Consider the following 16,336-nt stretch of genomic DNA (forward strand, 5'->3'; position numbering starts at 1 on the left):
CTGCCCATGAGTACTCCGCCGTTCCTGACCCTGCCCGGTTGTGCCCGGGCGGAGCGCGTGGTGACCGCGCGCGGGGAGTTCGCGGCGTTGCGGGCGGAGCCGGACGGGCCTGCGCGGGGGTCGGCCTTGCTGGTGCCGGGGTTCACGGGCAGCAAGGAGGACTTCATCGGGCTGCTGGAGCCGCTGGCGGCGGCCGGGTACCGGGTGACGGCCGTGGACCAGCGGGGGCAGTACGAGACCGGCGGGCCGGACGAGGCGGCCGCGTACAAGCTCTCGGCGCTGGGCGCGGACGTGCGGGCGCTGACCGAGGTGCTGGCGGCCGAGGACGGGCCGGTGCACCTGCTAGGGCACTCCTTCGGCGGTCAGGTGGTGCGGGAGGCCGTGATCGCGGCCGCCGCGGCGGGGCCGCTGCCCTGGCGTTCGCTGACCTTGATGGCCACCGGGCCGGGGGCGATCGACCCGGCCGAGGCGGCCCGGACCAAGCTGCTGCTGGACGCCCTGCCGGTGCTGACCCTGGAGGAGATCTGGCAGGTCATGCGGCAGATGGACGAGAGCGGCGACACGCCCAAGCCCGTCCTGGAGCCGGAGGTCACGGAGTTCCTGCACCGCCGCTGGGTGGCGAACGTGCCGCAGGCGCTGGCCGTGTTCGGCAGGCACCTGGTGGCCGCGCCGGACCGGGTGGACGAGTTGGCGGCGGTGGCCGCCGGGGCGCTGCCGGTGCTGGTGCTGTCCGGGGTGCGGGACTACGCCTGGCCGGTGCCGGAGCAGTCCCGGATGGCGGAGCGGCTGGGCGCCCGCCGGGTGGTCGTCGCGGACGCGGGCCACTCCCCCAACGCCGAGCAGCCGGCCGTCACGGCCGAGGCGCTGGCGGCGTTCTGGGCCTGAGCCGCAGCCGCGGCCTGCGCTGGGCCCCGCCCGGCACCCTTACCGGAGTGGTCTGAACCACTTCTGGAAGTCCGACCGTCCTCAGCGCGGGACAAAATTCGTTAGTTACGGTAATCTTTGATTCTGTCCGGGACTCATCGCCGACCCGCACGCGGTTGCCGATCAGGCGAAACCTGGACGTTACGGACGGGCAACGGCCCAGTAGCACCGCCACGACACCGTGGTTGCACGAGGCATTGGACGCACCAGGCAAGTAGGGGGAGCCCTTGCCGCAGCAGACCGCCGCACGTACGACGCGATCGGTCCGGCCGTACCGCCGGATCCGCAAGACCCCGAAAGGGCTGATACCGACTCAGCCGCAATCGCCCCGCCCCGCGGGGCCAGGAAAGGAGACGCCCATGACCAAGCCCATGCGCTTCGAGATCCTCCGACTGGACGACACCGACGGCTCCGCCACCGACCGCCTGATCGCCGACGCCGAGACCGTCCGCGAGTACGTCGAGGCCGCCGCCCGCACCGGCGAGCGCCTGCTCATCCGCCCGTGCCCGACCGTCTGACCAGGCGCGGCGCCTCCGACCGGGAGCCCTCACCCGCCGCCGACGAGCCTGGCGCGTCCGATCCGGACGTTCCGATACCCGACTGACGCCCTGTCACCGCATTCGACGATGACGGGGCGTCAGCGCGTCCGGGGCCTGACCCGCACGACGTTTGCCGCCGTCCGCGACGGGACATCCCCCAACGGGAACCGCCTGAGCCGCGCCCACCCCGTGACCGCCGGGAGTCCGCCACCGACAGGTGCCGCCGAGCCGTCCGTACGGGTGATCGTCCTTGACGCGGCGGTCCGGAGGGAGGAGCGTTGTCGGCTATGAGGGGCGAGCCAAGCTGCCCGAGGTGCGCCGGTCGGGTCCGCGCCCCCGGTCTGTTCTCAGACACCTGGCAGTGCAACCGGCACGGAGCCGTGCACCCGATGCAGCCCGTGCTGCCCCCGAGTGTGGAAGCCCTGGGCGTGGCCGTCGCCCGCTCACAGGTCCCGGTCTGGCTGCCCTGGCCGCTCCCGGTCGGCTGGCTCTACACCGGCATCGGCCACGTCGGCGACGACGTCTCGGGCGCCCGCGCCACCGCCGTCGCCTGCTCCGGTCCGGCGCCGCTCGGCGGCTTCGGCGAGCTGGTGCTGGTCGCCGAGGAGCTGGGCGTCGGGCTCGGCGCACGCTACGCCGGACTGCCCGGGCCGGACCCGGGCGACTCGGTCGGCCTCTACAAGCCCGCCGACGCCAAGCTGATGGCCGCCGGGCGCCCCACCCCGATGTTCCACGTCCCGGACGCCCCGGCCGACCGCGCGGTGTTCGTCGGCGAGGCCCGCGGGCTCTGGCTCTGGGCGATCGCCTGGCCCGAGCAGTCCGCCCTGGTGATGTACGACGAGCTGGTGCTCACCGACCTGCGCGAGGCCGGCGCCGAGCTGGACCTGCTGCCCTGTGGGGCCCTCTCCCCCCGTCTGTTCGGCTGAACGCCTGAGCGGCCTATCCTGGGCGGCACCCACGAGCCTCCAGGAGTCCGCCCCGTGCGCATCGACCTGCACGCCCACAGCAACGCCTCCGACGGCACCGACAGCCCGGCCGAGCTGGTCGCCGCGGCGGTCGCCGCCGGCCTCGACGTGGTGGCGCTCACCGACCACGACACCGTCGCCGGCCACACCGAGGCCGCCGGGGCGGTGCGCGCGCTGCCGGAGGGTACCCGGCTGACCGTCGTCCCGGGCGCCGAACTGTCCTGCGCGGTGGGCGACATCAGCATGCACCTGCTGGCGTACCTGTTCGACCCGCAGGAGCCGGAGTTCGCGCGCGAGCGGGAGCTGGTGCGCACCGACCGGTTCCGGCGCGGGCGGGCGATCGTCGAGCGCTGCCGCGAGCTCGGCGCGGACATCAGCTGGGAACAGGTGCAGCGGATCGCCGGGGCCGGCTCGGTCGGGCGGCCGCACATCGCCAGTGCGCTGGTCGAGGCGGGCGTGGTGGCCACCGTCTCGGACGCCTTCACCCCGGACTGGCTGGCCAACGGCGGCCGGGCGGACGTGCGCAAGCACGAGACCGACCCGGTGGAGGCGGTCCGGCTGGTCCGGGCGGCCGGCGGGGTGCCGGTCTTCGCCCACCCCGGCGCGGTCAAGCGCGGCCGGACGGTCTCGGACCAGGTGATCGCCGACCTCGCGGCGGCCGGGCTGGCCGCGCTGGAGGTCGACCACACCGACCACGACGAGGAGACCCGGCAGCGGCTGCGCGGCCTGGCGGGCGAGCTGGGCCTGCTGGTCACCGGCTCCAGCGATTACCACGGCAGCCGCAAGACCGTCCGGCTCGGCGAGCACACCACCGACCCGGCGGTGTACGAGGCGCTGCTGGCGCAGGCGACCGGGGCCAAGCCGATCGAGCGCTGAGCCGGTCCGGCGCGCTACGCCGAGCCGATCGGCCGCACGAGTAGCCGTACGGGTAACCGTACGAGTAGCCGTACGAGCGGCTGGCACTCCCCGGCCGCACTCCGGCGTACGGGGGCGCGGCACGGGCACGCACAGCAGCCCGCACGCCCCCTACGTCCCTACGCCCCGCCTGAGCGGCCGTCAGTCCAGCCGGACGCCGCGCCGGTCCGGGTCCCTCAGGTCGGTGCCCTGGTCCAGCCAGCGCTCCTGGAGCGCGGCCGCGCCGTGCACCCGCTTCCAGCCCGCCTCGTTGGGCGTCATCGGCAGCAGCGGCAGGAAGCGCACCGGCTCGGCGGGTTCGGCCAGTTCGAGGTCCTCGACCAGGCCGCCCGGCTCGGCGGCCAGCACCGAGGTGAAGGGGGCGCCGTCCCACAGCGGGGCACCGAGGTCCAGCGAGCCGCCCGGGGCCACCACCAGGCCCTCGACCTGCGGGGTCGCGGCGAAGGTGGCGAGGCTGCGCAGCACGCTGTCGTGCCCGCCGCGCACGGTCAGCACCAGTTCGACCCGGGGGCCGCGCAGCTGGTCGGCGACCAGCGCGGTCGGGTCGGCCATCGGCGCGGCGGCCATCCCGAGCGTGGTGTAGCGGACCAGGCCCTCGGCGTCCGGGCCGAAGCGCAGCACCTCGATCCGGTCGGCTCCGAGGAAGGTGACGGCGGCGCGGCCGCTCGGCTCGCCGAAGGTGGAGATCAGCCGGGCCTCGACGGCGGCCAGCACCGCCTCCCGGGTGAGCTCCGGGGAGCTGCCGCCGTGGGGGTCGCCGAAGGACGGGAAGTCATGGGCCATGCCGGTGAGCGTAACCCGCCGGGTCGCGCGGGCAGCGCGGGGGCGGCGGGCCGGGCGGCGGGCGGGGCGGGCCCGTCAAGGGCCCGTAGAGGACGGGGAAATCCCTCGGCGCCGATGTCCGGTCAGATGTTAGGGTGAGCGACTGGCCACCGGGATCGTTCGTCCCGGGGCGGCGGCGCGAAGGAGGTGGTTGCGGTGGATACCGGCCGACCATGCAGTACCGGCAGCTCTGCCCGGCCCCGACTTCCCCGCATCCCTCGCCTCGCAGGCCGTAGCGGCTGATCCAGCCGTAGTGGCCCCGGGCGCGGACCGACGGCGGACGGACCGGCCGGGAGAGCACCCTCATCCCCTTCACCGGTGTTCCTCGCCGTCGCACCACGGCCCTGCTTTCCCGCGTTCTCCGTGCCGCCGTGCGACGGCTCCTGCCCCAGGGAGCCTGCCATGTCGATGATCAACAGCCTGCGCGCCGCCGTCCGCACCAACCGTCGTCGGGGCGTCTCCGGTCCGTACGACGCCGTGCCGGAAGGCAGCGGCTCGGCGGTCGTGGACTGCGCGGTCTACCAGCACGGCCGGCGCAACGGCGAGACCTGCAGCCCGCGCGAGGCCGCCCGCCGGGTCAAGGCGGCGCACCAATTCCCGGACAGCGCAGGCTCGTTCAGCTGGATCGGGCTGCACGAGCCGACCGAGGCGGAGTTCGAGGGCATCGCCCAGCGCTTCGGCCTGCACCCGCTCGCGGTGGAGGACGCGGTGCACGCCCACCAGCGGCCTAAGGTGGAACGCTACGACGACGTCCTCTTCGCCGTCTTCAAGACCATCCGCTACGTCGAGCACGACCAGCTCACGCCCACCAGCGAGGTGGTGGAGACCGGCGAGCTGATGGTGTTCGCCGGGCGGGACTTCGTGATCACCGTCCGGCACGGCGGCCACGGTTCGCTGCAGGAGCTGCGGCACCGGCTGGAGGCGGACGCGGACGAGTCCGGGCTGCTCGCCAAGGGGCCGTCCGCGGTGCTGCACGCGATCGCCGACCACGTGGTGGACAACTACCTGCTGGTCGCCGAGCGGCTGCAGAACGACGTGGACGAGATCGAGTACGGCGTCTTCTCGGCCAAGGGCGGGCGCAGCGCCGATGTCGGCCGGGTCTACCAACTCAAGCGCGAGGTGCTGGAGTTCAAGCGCGCGGTGGCGCCGCTGCTGCGTCCGATGCAGCAGTTGTCGGAGCCGTCGCAGGGCCTGGTGGACCCGGACATCCAGAAGTACTTCCGGGACGTCGCGGACCACCTGGCCCGGGTGACCGAGCAGGTGCACGGTTTCGACGAGCTGCTGAACTCGCTGCTGCAGGCGAACCTGGCGCAGGTGTCGGTGGCGCAGAACGAGGACATGCGGAAGATCACCGCCTGGGCGGCGATCTTCGCGGTGCCCACCATGATCACCGGCGTGTACGGGATGAACTTCGACTACATGCCGGAGCTGCACAACCCGTACGGCTATCCGACGGTGCTCGGCGCGGTCACGCTGATCTGCGTGGGGATGTACCGGGGCTTCCGCCGCAACGGCTGGCTCTAAGGGCGTGTCCGACGATTCCCGCCGGGCGCGCGAATCGTCGGACACGCCCTGGCCCGCTACCTGCGTCCGCCGCGGGCGACCAGGACCAGTCCGAGCAGGATCAGCACCACCGCCGGGTAGGCGGCCGCCGGGGGCCACTGGCCGAGCCAGAGGGCGGCGATCAGGGCGGCGCCCGGGGTCTCCAGCAGGATCGCGGTGGAGGTGACGGACGGGCCGAGGTTGCGCACCACCCGGTTGCTGAGCGAGTGCCCGAGCAGCTGAGCGGCGACCATCAGCAGCACGATCTGCCACCAGGCCCCGGCCGACCAGCCGGACAGCGGCGTCCCGGCGGCCAGGCAGATGGCCAGCAGGCCGACCGCCGTGGTGGTGTAGCAGACCAGGGTGTACCCGGTGGTGCTGACGGTCTTGCGGACCTCGGCGCCGAGCAGCATGTACCCGGCCGCGGCGAGTCCGGCGGCCAGGGCGAGGGCGTCGCCGAGCAGGGCGCGCGGGGAGAGCGAGAGGTCCACGCCGGTGAGCACCAGCACGCCGGCGAAGGCGACGACGGTGCCGAGCCAGACCATGCGGGGGGCGCGGACGCCGAACAGCCGCATCAGCAGGATGGTCCACAGCGGGGTGGTGGTGACCAGGGCGGTGGCGGAGGCCACCGAGGTCATCCGCAGGCTGGGCATCCAGAGCGCGAAGTGGACGGCGAGCAGCGCGCCGGCGGCGATCGCGAGCAGCAGCGCCCGACGGCCGATGCCGCGCAGTTCGGCGCGGTGGCGCAGCAGCGCGTAGGGGCCGAGGACGCCGACGGACATGACGTTGCGCCAGAGGGCGATCGCCAGGGCGGGCGCGGCGGTGGCGCTGATCAGCGGGCCGGAGAACGAGATGCCGGCGATGGAGACGGCGAGCAGCAGCAGGTCGAGGGTGGGGAGCGGGTGCGCGGGCCGCGGGTCGGCGGCGGCGGGGATGGCAGGGGCGGTCGCGGGCCGGGCGGCGGGCACGGCGCTCCTTCGCTGGTCACGGTGGTTGGGCGCTCATACGGTAAGGCCCGTGGCTTCGCAATGGAACTGTCGCCCGGAGGCTGAGACATCCGGTGGACAGGAGCTGAGACGTCTGGTGGACAGGAAGGGACGGCGGCGGGGGCGAAGCCGTACGCTGTCCGCCATGGACCGTACGCCCGCCGCCTCGACCGCCGACGACTTCCTCGACCAGGCCCTGCTGGAGGAGGCCGCGAAGAAGTCCGGTCTGCTCTGGGTGCGCGCGGACGGCCAGGAGCAGGCCCGTCCGCTCTGGCACGCCTGGCACGACGGTGCGGTGGTGGTGGTCGGCGGGGGCGGCGAGCAGCCGCTGCACGGTCTGGAGGCCGGCTCCCGGGCCGTGGTCACGGTGCGCAGCAAGGACAAGGGCGGTCGGCTGACCGGCTGGGGCGCCAGGGTGGTGGAGCTGGCGCCGGACAGCGAGGCCTGGCGGGGCGCCGTGGAGGAGCTCAAGGGCAAGCGGCTGAACGCGCCCGACACCGACGCCATCGCCGAGCGCTGGGCCCGGGAGTGCCGGGTGCTGCGGCTGGAACCGGTCGGCGCGCTCAGTGAACGCCCGGGCGCGATGCCGGAGGACTCGCACGCGGCCCGGCCGATGCCCACCCCGGCCACCACCCGCCGCCCGATCCCGGCCGGACTGCCCAAGCTGCTGTTCAAGCGCCGCTGAGGGCTGCCCGAGCCGTAAGGAGGAGTTGGCGTCCACGGCTCCTGCGGCCGCTACCGTGCCACAGCGGGCCCGGCCCCCGGCACGCGGGTAGCCTTGGGCCGCGGGTGTGCTCGGCGCACCCTTGCCGAGGCGTCGAGCGATCAGAGGGAGTCCATGGCAGGGCCAGGAACCCGGGTCTTCATCTCCCATCTCTCCGCCATCGCGGTCTTCGACCCGAACGGCGACCAGGTTGGGCGGGTCCGGGACGTGGTGGTCTCGCTGCGGCTCGGCGGCCGCCCGCCGCGGGTGCTCGGCCTGGTGGTCGAGGTCGTCGGCCGGCGCCGGATCTTCCTGCCGATGACCAGGGTGACCAGCCTGGAGTCCGGCCAGGTGCTCACCACCGGCCTGATCAACCTGCGGCGCTTCGAGCAGCGCCCGGCCGAGACCCTGGTTCTCGCCGAGCTGCTGGACCGTACCGTCACCTGGACCAAGACCGGTGAGGACGTCACCGTGCTGGACATCGGCATGGTGCAGGCCCGCCTGCGCGAGTGGGAGATCAGCAAGGTCTTCGTCCAGGTCGGCCGGGCCGGCCGGCTGCGCAAGGGCAAGGGCGAGCGGCTCACCCTGGACTGGCAGGACGTCACCGGCTTCTCGCAGCCCGAGCAGGACCAGGGCGCGGCCAACCTGCTCGCCACCTTCGAACAGCTGCGCCCGGCCGACCTGGCCAGCGTGATGCACCACCTGTCCGCCAAGCGCCGCGCCGAGGTGGCCGCCGCGCTGCCGGACGAGCGGCTCGCGGACGTCATGGAGGAGCTGCCCGAGGACGACCAGGTCGAGATCATCGGCAAGCTGAAGGACGAGCGCGCCGCCGACGTCCTGGAGGCGATGGACCCGGACGACGCCGCCGACCTGCTGTCCGAGCTGCCCGGCGACGAGGCCGAGCGGCTGCTCCAGCTGATGGAGCCGGACGAGGCCGCGCCGGTGCGCCGCCTGCTGTCGTACGAGGAGGACACCGCCGGTGGTCTGATGACCACCGAGCCGATCGTGCTGGAGCCGGACGCGACGGTCGCCGAGGCGCTGGCGCGGATCCGGATCAGCGACCACAAGCCCGCGCTGGCCGCCCAGATCTTCGTCTGCCGCCCGCCGAACGAGACCCCGACCGGCCGCTACCTGGGCACCGTGCACTTCCAGCGGCTGCTGCGCGAACCCCCGTACGTCCTGGTCGGCTCGCTGGTCGACGACGACCTGGACCCGCTGCCGCCGGACACCCCGCTGTCGCTGGTCACCAGCTACCTGGCGACCTACAACCTGGTGTCCGCGCCGGTCGTGGACGAGGCGGACCACCTGCTGGGCGCGGTGACCGTCGACGACGTGCTCGACCACCTGCTGCCCGAGGACTGGCGCGACGCCGCGCTGCAGGCCCGCGACGACGAGAGCGAGGAGATGGCCGATGGACGGTGACCGCAACGGACGGCTGGACGACTCCGCGCGCCGGCGCCTGCAGCGCGAACTGCGGGAGCTGCGCCAGCTGCGCGAGCTGCGCACCCGCGAGGGCGGCGGCCGGCTGGAGACCGTCCCGATCACCGGTTCCGGCCGCACCCGGCTCGACCAGCCGCGCACCGCTCGGCCCGGCCTGCTCTCGCTGCCGTCCTACGACCCCGAGGCCTTCGGCGTGCTGTCGGAGCGGATCGCCCGCTTCCTCGGCACCGGGCGGTTCATCGTCTGGATGACGGTGGTGGTCGTCATCTGGATAGGGTGGAACTCCCTGCTGCCGGCCACCGTGCGCTTCGACGAGTACCCGTTCATCTTCCTGACCCTGGCGCTGTCGCTGCAGGCCTCCTACGCGGCGCCGCTGATCCTGCTGGCGCAGAACCGCCAGGACAACCGGGACCGGGTCAACATGGAGCAGGACCGGGCCCGCAGCGACCGCAACATCGCCGACACCGAGTACCTGGCCCGCGAGGTCGCCGCGCTGCGGCACGGGCTCGGCGAGGTCGCCACCCGGGACTTCATTCGGTTCGAGCTCCAGTCCCTGCTCAAGGAGATGGACGAACGCCGGGACGCCTCCGGGACGTTGTGACCGGCGGCACGCTACCGGCCGGTTAAGCAGTTCGCCCGGAGCCGTACCATCAAGGCATGGCCAACGAGACAGAGGTCGCTGCCGGCGTCACGGAGGAGTCCGTGCGCGAGGCCCTGGCGACCGTCAACGACCCGGAGATCAACCGCCCGATCACCGAGATCGGCATGGTGAAATCGGTCGAGATCGCCGAGGGGGGCGCGGTGCGCGTCGCGGTCTACCTGACCGTCTCCGGCTGTCCGATGCGCGACACCATCGTCACCCGGGTCCGCGAGGCGGTCGGCAGGGTGCCGGGCGTGACCGGCATCGAGGTCGAGCTCGACGTGATGAGCGACGAGCAGCGCAAGGAGCTCTCCCAGCTGCTGCGCGGCGGCGCCCCCGAGCGGGAGATCCCGTTCGCCAAGCCGGGCACGCTGACCCGCGTCTACGCCGTCGCCTCCGGCAAGGGCGGCGTCGGCAAGTCCTCCGTGACGGTCAACCTGGCCGCCGCGATGGCCGCGGACGGCCTGAAGGTCGCCGTGGTGGACGCCGACATCTACGGCCACAGCGTGCCGCGCATGCTGGGTGTCGAGGGCCGGCCGACCCAGGTCCAGGACATGATCATGCCGCCGCAGGCGAACGGCGTGAAGGTCATCTCGATCGGGATGTTCACCCCGGGCAACGCCCCGGTGGTCTGGCGCGGCCCGATGCTGCACCGCGCGCTGCAGCAGTTCCTCGCCGACGTGTGGTGGGGCGACCTGGACGTGCTGCTGCTGGACCTGCCGCCCGGCACCGGCGACATCGCGATCTCGGTGGCCCAGCTGATCCCCAACGCGGAGATCCTGATCGTCACCACCCCGCAGATGGCCGCCGCCGAGGTGGCCGAGCGGGCCGGCACCATCGCGGTGCAGACCCACCAGAAGATCGTCGGCGTGATCGAGAACATGTCCGGCATGCCGTGCCCGCACTGCGACGAGATGATCGACGTCTTCGGCACCGGCGGTGGCCAGACCGTCGCGGACGCGCTCACCCGCACCGTCGGCGCGACCGTCCCGGTGCTCGGCTCGATCCCGATCGACGTGCGGCTGCGCGAGGGCGGCGACGACGGCCGCCCGGTCGTGCTCGCCGCCCCCGACTCCCCGGCCGGCGCCGCCCTGCGTGCCGTGGCCGGCAAGCTCGGCGGCCGCCAGCGCGGCCTGTCGGGCATGTCGCTCGGGCTGACGCCCAAGAACAAGTTCTGACAGAGCGACCCCCGCCCCGAGCCGAAGGGGCGGGCCGGTGCCGAAAGGAAGAAGGGCCAAGCCGCCGACGAAGGAGGTGGCGCAGTGCCCGCCGACCGTCGGCACCGGGCCAAGAGCGCCCCGGAGGCGAGCGGGCGACTAACAGGGGCCGGGCGGTTTTCCGCCCGGCCCCTCGTCGTGTCCGCGGGCCCTACGGCCGGGTGTAGCCGCCCAGGTCGGGGACGGTGGCGAAGCCGACGCCGTAGGCGCTGACGCCGCGGCCGAAGGCGCCGAGGAGGACGCCGGGGGCCTCGCCCGCGAGCACCCAGCCGTACTCGGACTCGCGGTAGCGGAAGGGCTGCGGCAGGCCGTTGACCGGCAGGCTGAGGGGGGACCAGCCGGGGCCGGCCAGGTCGTCGGCGAGGTCCCACGCCAGGCTGCTCTGCTGGTCCAGCCAGTCCTGGCGCAGCACGCGGTCGAGCTGGCCGGGCCAGGTCGCGGCGAGCAGGCCGGAGCCGGCCAGCCATGCGGCGGAGGAGGCGGAGGTCGCCTCCAGGGTGCCGGTGTTGTCGGCGCTGCGGCGGCTGTCGCGGCGGGCCACGGTGACCACGACCGCGAACTTGCGCATGTCGCGCGGCTCGTGCTGCTTGGCCGGCTCGTCGCCGTGGCCGAGGGTGCCGTAGTCGACGCTGCCGGCCGCCCCGCCGCGGGGGCCGCTGGCGCCGGCCTGCATCAGGTAGCGGCGGCCGGTCCAGCCGTCGTCCAGGCCGTACCAGGGGAAGTCCGCGGACAGGTAGGGCACCAGCGGATCCGCCGGGCCGGCCTGCCCGCCGACCACCGGGCCGCCGGCCGTGGCCGTCGCCCCTCCCGCCTGACTCGTCGCGTCCATCCCCGGGCCTCCTCAAACGCACGTATGCCTGCCGTGGCGCGCTCCCATGGTGGCGCACCTCGGCGTTCCCGGGGGCCGTTCCTGGTCCGCGCAAGCGCGGATGTGACGGACGGCTCAGCGGGAACAATCAGCACAATAGCGGCGAGGATGCCGCCGCCCCGCTCAGCCGGACGGCCGGGCGGGGCGGTGGCGTCGTGTTCCCGCGGGATGCGCGCAGGCTCGATCAGGTCGCGTCGGGGTCGAACGGGGGCCGCTCGCCGGGCTGCAGCGGGGCTCCGGCGGAGGCGGGCGCCGGGGCGGCCTTGTCGAAACTCACGTTGCCCGCCCGGCCGTTCACCGGTACCGCGGGCTTGTCGTCCAGGACGGAGCGGATGTCGAGCGAGTCCTTCATGTCCTTGAGGCCCAGCGGGTCCTCCTCGCCGCCCATGAGCTGCTTGCGGACGAAGGTCTTGGGGTTCAGGTCCTCGAACTCGAAGTCCTTGAACTCGGGGCCCAGCTCGCTGCGGATGTCCTCCTTCGCGTTGTCGGCGAAGGAGCGGACCTTGCGGATGAAGCCCATGGTGTCCTGGATCAGCTTCGGCAGCTTGTCAGGGCCGAAGATGATGATCGCCATCACGATCAGGGTCAGGATCTCCAGCCCGCCTACGTCGCTGAACACCTTTGCTCCCTAGCTCGCCGGACGACGGTTCCTCCAGAGTAATGGCCACCGGCGGGTCCCTGGTCCACGCTGCGATGAAGCCGTGGTAAAGACCAGCCGGTGGCCGGGCCCGAAGGCGGGGTGTCCGCTTAGCGGATCTGCTGGCGCAGGGCCGCGATGCCGCCCGGGTAGCGCTCCGGCGAGGAGGAGGGGCTCGCCTCACGGGTGGCGGCGACCGGGCGGGCCGGGAAGTCCACCGGGACCTGCGCGGTCATCGGGACCAGGCCGCCGCGGCCGGTGGTGCCGCCGCCGATCGGGCTGACGGTGGTGCCGTGCTGGTCCTCGCCCTGGGCGAGGCCGCCGACGCCGCCGAGCGTCACCGCGGCGACCGAGAAGGCGCCCGCGGCGGCGAAGACCAGGCGGCGGCCGCGCGCGGCGGGGCGGACGGCGGCGGCCGGCAGCGGCCGGGCGGAGGTGCGGTCGGGGCCGTCGGCGGAGTCCGGACGGCCGGTGCGCCGGCCCATCAGCGGCCGCAGCACCGAGCCGCGGCCGAAGGCGCGCGGATCGACCCCGGGCACCGGGCTGTCGGCGCCGAGCGCGCCCGCGCCGAAGGAGGCGCCGGCACCGCGGCCGAAGGAGCCGCCGGTGAGCCGGCTGCCGCCGAGCGTGCCGGTGGCGCCGACCCCGCCGCCGGGCAGGTCGTCGTCGTCGCGCCGGCCGCTCTGGCCCGGCCAGCCGCCGTCCACCGGGCCGTCCTCGGGCAGGTTGCCGACGGCCATCAGCCGGGCCATCAACGAGGAGGAGGGGCCGGGGGTGTCGGTGCGGGTCAGCAGGTGCTTCACGGCACGGCCCTCGTCGGCCTCGGCCAGGCACTGGGGGCAGGTGGCCAGGTGGGCCTGGACCCGCTCGCGCGAGTCGTGGCCGAGTTCGCCGTCCAGGAATCCGGACAGGCGCTCACCGAGGTGGTGTTCCTCGGCGGCGGGCTCGACGGGGCGTACGGGCACGGCACGCAGCTCCGTGTCGCCCGGCAGCGGGACAGCGGTCGGCAGCGGCTCACCGGGGTCGTCACCGCCCCGGCGGCCCAGCGCCCAGCTCCGCCAGGTCTGGGGCCGGTCGGACGCCTCCGACCGTTCCGGACCGGACCGGCTGGTTCCGCTCACGATCGCCTCCGTCCGCGCCCGCCCGGTGCGGCCGCGGGATCCGCGGCGACGGCGCCGACCGGCATCGGCTCCTCCGAGCCGCCGCGGCGCTCACGGCCGGGAGCCTGGCCGGGGGCACGGTGCTTGAGCGCGGCGCGCAGGTGCGAGCGGCCGCGGTGGATGCGGCTGCGGACGGTGCCGAGCTTGACGCCCAGCGTGGCGGCGATCTCCTCGTAGGACAGGCCCTCGATGTCGCAGAGCACCACGGCGGCGCGGAACTCCGGGGCCAGGGTGTCCAGGGCGTGCTGCACGTCGGCGTCGAAGTGGGTGTCGCTGAAGTGCTGGGCCGGGCTGGGCTCGCGGGAGGCGAGCCGCTCGGCCGCGTCCTCGCCGAGCGCGTCGAAGCGGATGCGCTGGCGGCGGCGGACCATGTCCAGGAACAGGTTGGTGGTGATCCGGTGCAGCCAGCCCTCGAACGTGCCGGGGGTGTAGGTGGACAGCGAACGGAACACTCGGACGAAGACCTCCTGGGTGAGGTCCTCGGCGTCGTGCTGGTTGCCCGTCAGACGGTACGCGAGGCGATAGACGCGGGCGCTGTGCGCCTCGACGATCTCCTCCCAGGTGGGCGGAGTCCAGCTCTGCGCGTCGGGGCCCTCGGCGAAGGTCGCGAGGGCGGGGGCCTCGGTGGTGCCGGCGGCCGGCGTCGCGGCGGCGGGCTGGTCCAGGTCGGAGTGCGCAGGCTGGTTCATCACGGGCTTCGGCGTGCGGGCCGACGCGGTGCCGCGGAAGTGCCGCCGCACGGGGACGTCGCCCTCGGCCACACCTCCTCGGTCGGCTCTTCTGCCCAGCAGGGCCACCACCATATCCACCTCACCCGTCAAGCCCGGATAAAAGTGCCCGGGAGGTCTTCCGTACCCGGTCCTCAGTGACAACGGCCCGCCGCCGTACGCGGTTCCCGCCCGGCCAGTAATCTGTGGCAGGAAATATCGACATCCCCCGGCACCGGGCCGCCACCCGGGGCTCCGAAAGAGGCAGCCATCAGCGAGTTCGGGCCCGCGCGCGCGGCCCTCGCCGACACCTACGTGGGCGAGGACGCGGTGCTGACCTACGCCCGGGCGCAGTCCGCGCGGACCGGGATACGGGCCATCGGGCCGAGCGGCGGGGCGTGCCTGCGGCTGCTGGCCGCCGCGCTGGACGCCAAGGCGGTGGCCGAGATCGGCACCGGCACAGGTGTGTCAGGCGTCTACCTGCTGCGCGGGATGCGGCCAGACGGCGTGCTCACCACGGTGGACTCCGAGCCGGTGCGCCAGCAGCTGGCCCGCGAGGCGTACCAGGCGGCCGGGTTCGCGGCCAACCGCTCGCGGTTCATACCGGGCCGGGCGCTGGAGGTACTGCCCCGGCTCGCCGACGGCCAGTACGACCTGGTGTTCTGCGACGGCGATCCGGCCGAGTCCCGGGAGTACCTGCTGGAGGCGCTGCGGCTGCTGCGGCCGGGCGGGATGGTCTGCTTCGAGGGGGTCTTCCAGGAGGGCCGGCTGGCCGAGCCGGAGCTGCAGGACCCGCAGACCGGCGCAGTGCGGGACCTGGTCCGGGACGTGCGGGAGAGCGAGGCGCTGCTGCCCGCGCTGCTGCCGGTCTCGGACGGGCTGCTCTGCGCCGTCAAGCGCTAGGGCCCGCCTGCCTGCCCCGGAGACCGCGCGGGCCCGGGCCGACGTGACGTCGTACCCGGGCCCGGCGGTACGTCTCCAGGAGACGGCGAGCACCCGCTGCGGTCAGCCGGTGACCTTCATCAGGGCGTCGCCCAGGGCTTCGGCCTCGTCAGGCGTCAGCTCCACCACGAGACGTCCGCCGCCTTCGAGCGGAACGCGCATGATGATGCCCCGCCCCTCTTTGGTGACTTCGAGCGGGCCGTCACCCGTCCGCGGCTTCATGGCCGCCATGCTCGTTCCCCTTCCTGCAACCGCTCAGCTACGCACCGGCAGTCCGTCCACCGCCGGTATCGAACGCATTGATCGGAAGCCATTATCCCGCATGCCACGGCCTGATGACCAACATCACTCTCGGTGCAACATCGGCCGGACCGACTCCAACCGCCGCAATTGGCGTCATAAGCCCCGGCGTGGCGGCGGTACCGGCACCGCGGGAAGGTGCGATACCTCACACTCCCCAGCCCGGCCCGCGCTCCGGCATCCTGGCACAACCACCGACGCGACGATCGTTTAGGGAGCCCTCGCCCATGTCCGATTCCGTGCTGTACGAGCTGGACGGCGGCCTGGCCGTCATCACCATCAACCGCCCGGGGGCGATGAACGCCCTGGACGTCGCCACCAAGGTGGCGCTGCGCGACGCCGTGACAGAGGCGGCCGGGGACCCTGCGGTGCGGGCGGTGCTGCTGACCGGGGCCGGCGACCGGGCGTTCTGCGTCGGGCAGGACCTGAACGAGCACCTGGCGCTGCTGAAGCGGTTCGAGGAGACCGGCGAGGGCGCGCTGCGGACCGTCGCCGAGCACTACAACCCGCTGACCCGGGCGCTGGTCGGGATGCGCAAGCCGACCGTCGCCGCGGTCGGCGGGGTGGCGGCCGGCGCGGGCGCCTCGCTCGCCTTCGCCTGCGACTTCCGGATCATCTCCGACCGGGCCGGCTTCAACACCGCCTTCGCCGGGATCGGGCTGACCGCCGACTCGGGGGCGTCCTGGACACTGCCCCGGCTGGTCGGGCACGCCAGGGCCACCGAGCTGCTGATGCTGCCCCGGACGGTCAAGGCCGCCGAGGCGATGGAGCTGGGCCTGGCCACCAAGGTCGTGCCTGCCGAGGAACTCGCCGCCACCGCGCGGGTCTTCGCCCGCGAGCTGGCCGAGGGCCCGACCGTGGCCTACGGCGCCATCAAGGAGTCGCTGGCGTACGGCGCTTCGCACTCGCTGGACGAACTGCTCGACAAGGAGGACGAGCTGCAGACCCTGGCCGGCGAGAGCGAGGACCACCGGATCGCGGTGCGCGCCTTCATCGCCAAGGAGAAGCCGAAGTACGTCGGGCGCTGAG

General features: G+C 73.7%; 18 protein-coding genes. 11 read left to right on the plus strand and 7 right to left on the minus strand.

The annotated features are described in order from the left end of the window. Positions 1-6 precede the first annotated feature (6 nt). The 4 genes from ACZ3UD_RS22570 (at position 7) to ACZ3UD_RS22585 (ending at position 3,304) form a co-directional block, all read left to right on the plus strand. A complete protein-coding gene (locus ACZ3UD_RS22570) occupies positions 7-885 on the plus strand; it encodes an alpha/beta fold hydrolase (protein ID WP_465590411.1) in 879 nt (292 codons plus the stop codon). Between the two features lie 398 nt (positions 886-1,283). Next, the gene (locus ACZ3UD_RS22575; protein WP_380615731.1) at positions 1,284-1,442 is read left to right on the plus strand and encodes a hypothetical protein; all 159 of its coding nucleotides are present in this window, start codon (positions 1,284-1,286) and stop codon (positions 1,440-1,442) included. A gap of 308 nt (positions 1,443-1,750) precedes the next feature. Beyond that, positions 1,751-2,389 carry a DUF6758 family protein gene (locus tag ACZ3UD_RS22580; RefSeq protein WP_465590414.1) on the plus strand — a complete coding sequence of 213 codons (639 nt, stop codon included), beginning with the start codon at positions 1,751-1,753 and terminating at the stop codon, positions 2,387-2,389. A 54-nt stretch (positions 2,390-2,443) separates the two neighbouring features. Further along, complete coding sequence (locus tag ACZ3UD_RS22585; RefSeq protein ID WP_465590418.1) at positions 2,444-3,304, plus strand: PHP domain-containing protein; 861 nt, start codon at positions 2,444-2,446, stop codon at positions 3,302-3,304. A 180-nt stretch (positions 3,305-3,484) separates the two neighbouring features. On the opposite strand, the gene ACZ3UD_RS22590 is transcribed toward ACZ3UD_RS22585, so the two are convergent. Then, positions 3,485-4,126: a suppressor of fused domain protein gene (locus ACZ3UD_RS22590; protein ID WP_402942255.1), complete on the minus strand. Its 642-nt coding sequence runs from the start codon at positions 4,124-4,126 to the stop codon at positions 3,485-3,487. 441 nt (positions 4,127-4,567) lie between these two features. Between ACZ3UD_RS22590 and corA the strand changes: the two genes are divergently transcribed. Further along, positions 4,568-5,689: a magnesium/cobalt transporter CorA gene (gene corA, locus ACZ3UD_RS22595; RefSeq protein ID WP_465590422.1), complete on the plus strand. Its 1,122-nt coding sequence runs from the start codon at positions 4,568-4,570 to the stop codon at positions 5,687-5,689. A gap of 56 nt (positions 5,690-5,745) precedes the next feature. Here corA and ACZ3UD_RS22600 read toward each other — a convergent pair whose 3' ends face one another. Then, positions 5,746-6,675 (minus strand): DMT family transporter, encoded by a 930-nt coding sequence (locus ACZ3UD_RS22600; RefSeq protein ID WP_465590425.1) that lies wholly within the window; start codon positions 6,673-6,675, stop codon positions 5,746-5,748. Between the two features lie 163 nt (positions 6,676-6,838). Here ACZ3UD_RS22600 and ACZ3UD_RS22605 point away from each other — a divergent pair, with 163 nt between their 5' ends. From ACZ3UD_RS22605 to ACZ3UD_RS22620, 4 genes are all read left to right on the plus strand, one after another. Beyond that, positions 6,839-7,378 (plus strand): pyridoxamine 5'-phosphate oxidase family protein, encoded by a 540-nt coding sequence (locus ACZ3UD_RS22605; RefSeq protein WP_465590428.1) that lies wholly within the window; start codon positions 6,839-6,841, stop codon positions 7,376-7,378. A gap of 153 nt (positions 7,379-7,531) precedes the next feature. Further along, entirely contained in the window at positions 7,532-8,818 is a 1,287-nt protein-coding gene (locus tag ACZ3UD_RS22610; RefSeq protein ID WP_465590431.1) for a magnesium transporter MgtE N-terminal domain-containing protein, read from the plus strand. After that, positions 8,808-9,437 carry a DUF1003 domain-containing protein gene (locus ACZ3UD_RS22615; protein ID WP_465590434.1) on the plus strand — a complete coding sequence of 210 codons (630 nt, stop codon included), beginning with the start codon at positions 8,808-8,810 and terminating at the stop codon, positions 9,435-9,437. The genes ACZ3UD_RS22610 and ACZ3UD_RS22615 overlap by 11 nt, the downstream gene beginning before the upstream one ends. A 56-nt stretch (positions 9,438-9,493) precedes the next feature. Continuing rightward, a complete protein-coding gene (locus ACZ3UD_RS22620) occupies positions 9,494-10,654 on the plus strand; it encodes an Mrp/NBP35 family ATP-binding protein (protein ID WP_465590437.1) in 1,161 nt (386 codons plus the stop codon). Positions 10,655-10,844: 190 nt separating this feature from the next. Here the strand turns inward: ACZ3UD_RS22620 and ACZ3UD_RS22625 are convergent, their stop codons facing one another. The 4 genes from ACZ3UD_RS22625 to sigE form a co-directional block, all read right to left on the minus strand. After that, positions 10,845-11,522 (minus strand): hypothetical protein, encoded by a 678-nt coding sequence (locus tag ACZ3UD_RS22625; RefSeq protein WP_465590440.1) that lies wholly within the window; start codon positions 11,520-11,522, stop codon positions 10,845-10,847. A 223-nt stretch (positions 11,523-11,745) separates the two neighbouring features. After that, on the minus strand, positions 11,746-12,180 hold the full coding sequence (locus ACZ3UD_RS22630; protein WP_465590442.1) for a sec-independent translocase: 435 nt from the start codon (positions 12,178-12,180) through the stop codon (positions 11,746-11,748). Between the two features lie 128 nt (positions 12,181-12,308). Further along, positions 12,309-13,319 carry a zf-HC2 domain-containing protein gene (locus ACZ3UD_RS22635; RefSeq protein WP_465590445.1) on the minus strand — a complete coding sequence of 337 codons (1,011 nt, stop codon included), beginning with the start codon at positions 13,317-13,319 and terminating at the stop codon, positions 12,309-12,311. Next, positions 13,316-14,161: an RNA polymerase sigma factor SigE gene (gene sigE, locus ACZ3UD_RS22640; RefSeq protein WP_465590448.1), complete on the minus strand. Its 846-nt coding sequence runs from the start codon at positions 14,159-14,161 to the stop codon at positions 13,316-13,318. Before sigE ends, ACZ3UD_RS22635 begins: the two co-directional genes overlap by 4 nt. A 174-nt stretch (positions 14,162-14,335) precedes the next feature. On the opposite strand from sigE, the gene ACZ3UD_RS22645 reads away from it, so the two are divergent. Beyond that, positions 14,336-14,968, plus strand: a complete 633-nt coding sequence (locus tag ACZ3UD_RS22645) for an O-methyltransferase (protein ID WP_380615729.1) — start codon at positions 14,336-14,338, stop codon at positions 14,966-14,968. A gap of 102 nt (positions 14,969-15,070) precedes the next feature. Here the strand turns inward: ACZ3UD_RS22645 and ACZ3UD_RS22650 are convergent, their stop codons facing one another. Next, complete coding sequence (locus ACZ3UD_RS22650; RefSeq protein ID WP_270144370.1) at positions 15,071-15,238, minus strand: DUF3117 domain-containing protein; 168 nt, start codon at positions 15,236-15,238, stop codon at positions 15,071-15,073. 296 nt (positions 15,239-15,534) lie between these two features. On the opposite strand from ACZ3UD_RS22650, the gene ACZ3UD_RS22655 reads away from it, so the two are divergent. Continuing rightward, complete coding sequence (locus ACZ3UD_RS22655) at positions 15,535-16,335, plus strand: enoyl-CoA hydratase-related protein (protein WP_465590451.1); 801 nt, start codon at positions 15,535-15,537, stop codon at positions 16,333-16,335. The last annotated feature ends 1 nt before the right edge of the window (position 16,336 follow it).

The organism is Kitasatospora sp. NPDC023118 (genome assembly GCF_055560875.1).

Excerpts from the sequence above, each read along its gene's own strand:
- sigE (WP_465590448.1), bottom strand. The coding sequence starts at position 14,161 with ATGGTGGTGGCCCTGCTGGGCAGAAGAGCCGACCGAGGAGGTGTGGCC.
- ACZ3UD_RS22605 (WP_465590428.1), top strand. The coding sequence starts at position 6,839 with ATGGACCGTACGCCCGCCGCCTCGACCGCCGACGACTTCCTCGACCAG.
- ACZ3UD_RS22590 (WP_402942255.1), bottom strand. The coding sequence starts at position 4,126 with ATGGCCCATGACTTCCCGTCCTTCGGCGACCCCCACGGCGGCAGCTCC.
- ACZ3UD_RS22580 (WP_465590414.1), top strand. The coding sequence starts at position 1,751 with ATGAGGGGCGAGCCAAGCTGCCCGAGGTGCGCCGGTCGGGTCCGCGCC.
- ACZ3UD_RS22570 (WP_465590411.1), top strand. The coding sequence starts at position 7 with ATGAGTACTCCGCCGTTCCTGACCCTGCCCGGTTGTGCCCGGGCGGAG.
- ACZ3UD_RS22610 (WP_465590431.1), top strand. The coding sequence starts at position 7,532 with ATGGCAGGGCCAGGAACCCGGGTCTTCATCTCCCATCTCTCCGCCATC.
- ACZ3UD_RS22620 (WP_465590437.1), top strand. The coding sequence starts at position 9,494 with ATGGCCAACGAGACAGAGGTCGCTGCCGGCGTCACGGAGGAGTCCGTG.
- ACZ3UD_RS22625 (WP_465590440.1), bottom strand. The coding sequence starts at position 11,522 with ATGGACGCGACGAGTCAGGCGGGAGGGGCGACGGCCACGGCCGGCGGC.
- ACZ3UD_RS22575 (WP_380615731.1), top strand. The coding sequence starts at position 1,284 with ATGACCAAGCCCATGCGCTTCGAGATCCTCCGACTGGACGACACCGAC.
- ACZ3UD_RS22615 (WP_465590434.1), top strand. The coding sequence starts at position 8,808 with ATGGACGGTGACCGCAACGGACGGCTGGACGACTCCGCGCGCCGGCGC.
- ACZ3UD_RS22650 (WP_270144370.1), bottom strand. The coding sequence starts at position 15,238 with ATGGCGGCCATGAAGCCGCGGACGGGTGACGGCCCGCTCGAAGTCACC.
- corA (WP_465590422.1), top strand. The coding sequence starts at position 4,568 with ATGTCGATGATCAACAGCCTGCGCGCCGCCGTCCGCACCAACCGTCGT.
- ACZ3UD_RS22655 (WP_465590451.1), top strand. The coding sequence starts at position 15,535 with ATGTCCGATTCCGTGCTGTACGAGCTGGACGGCGGCCTGGCCGTCATC.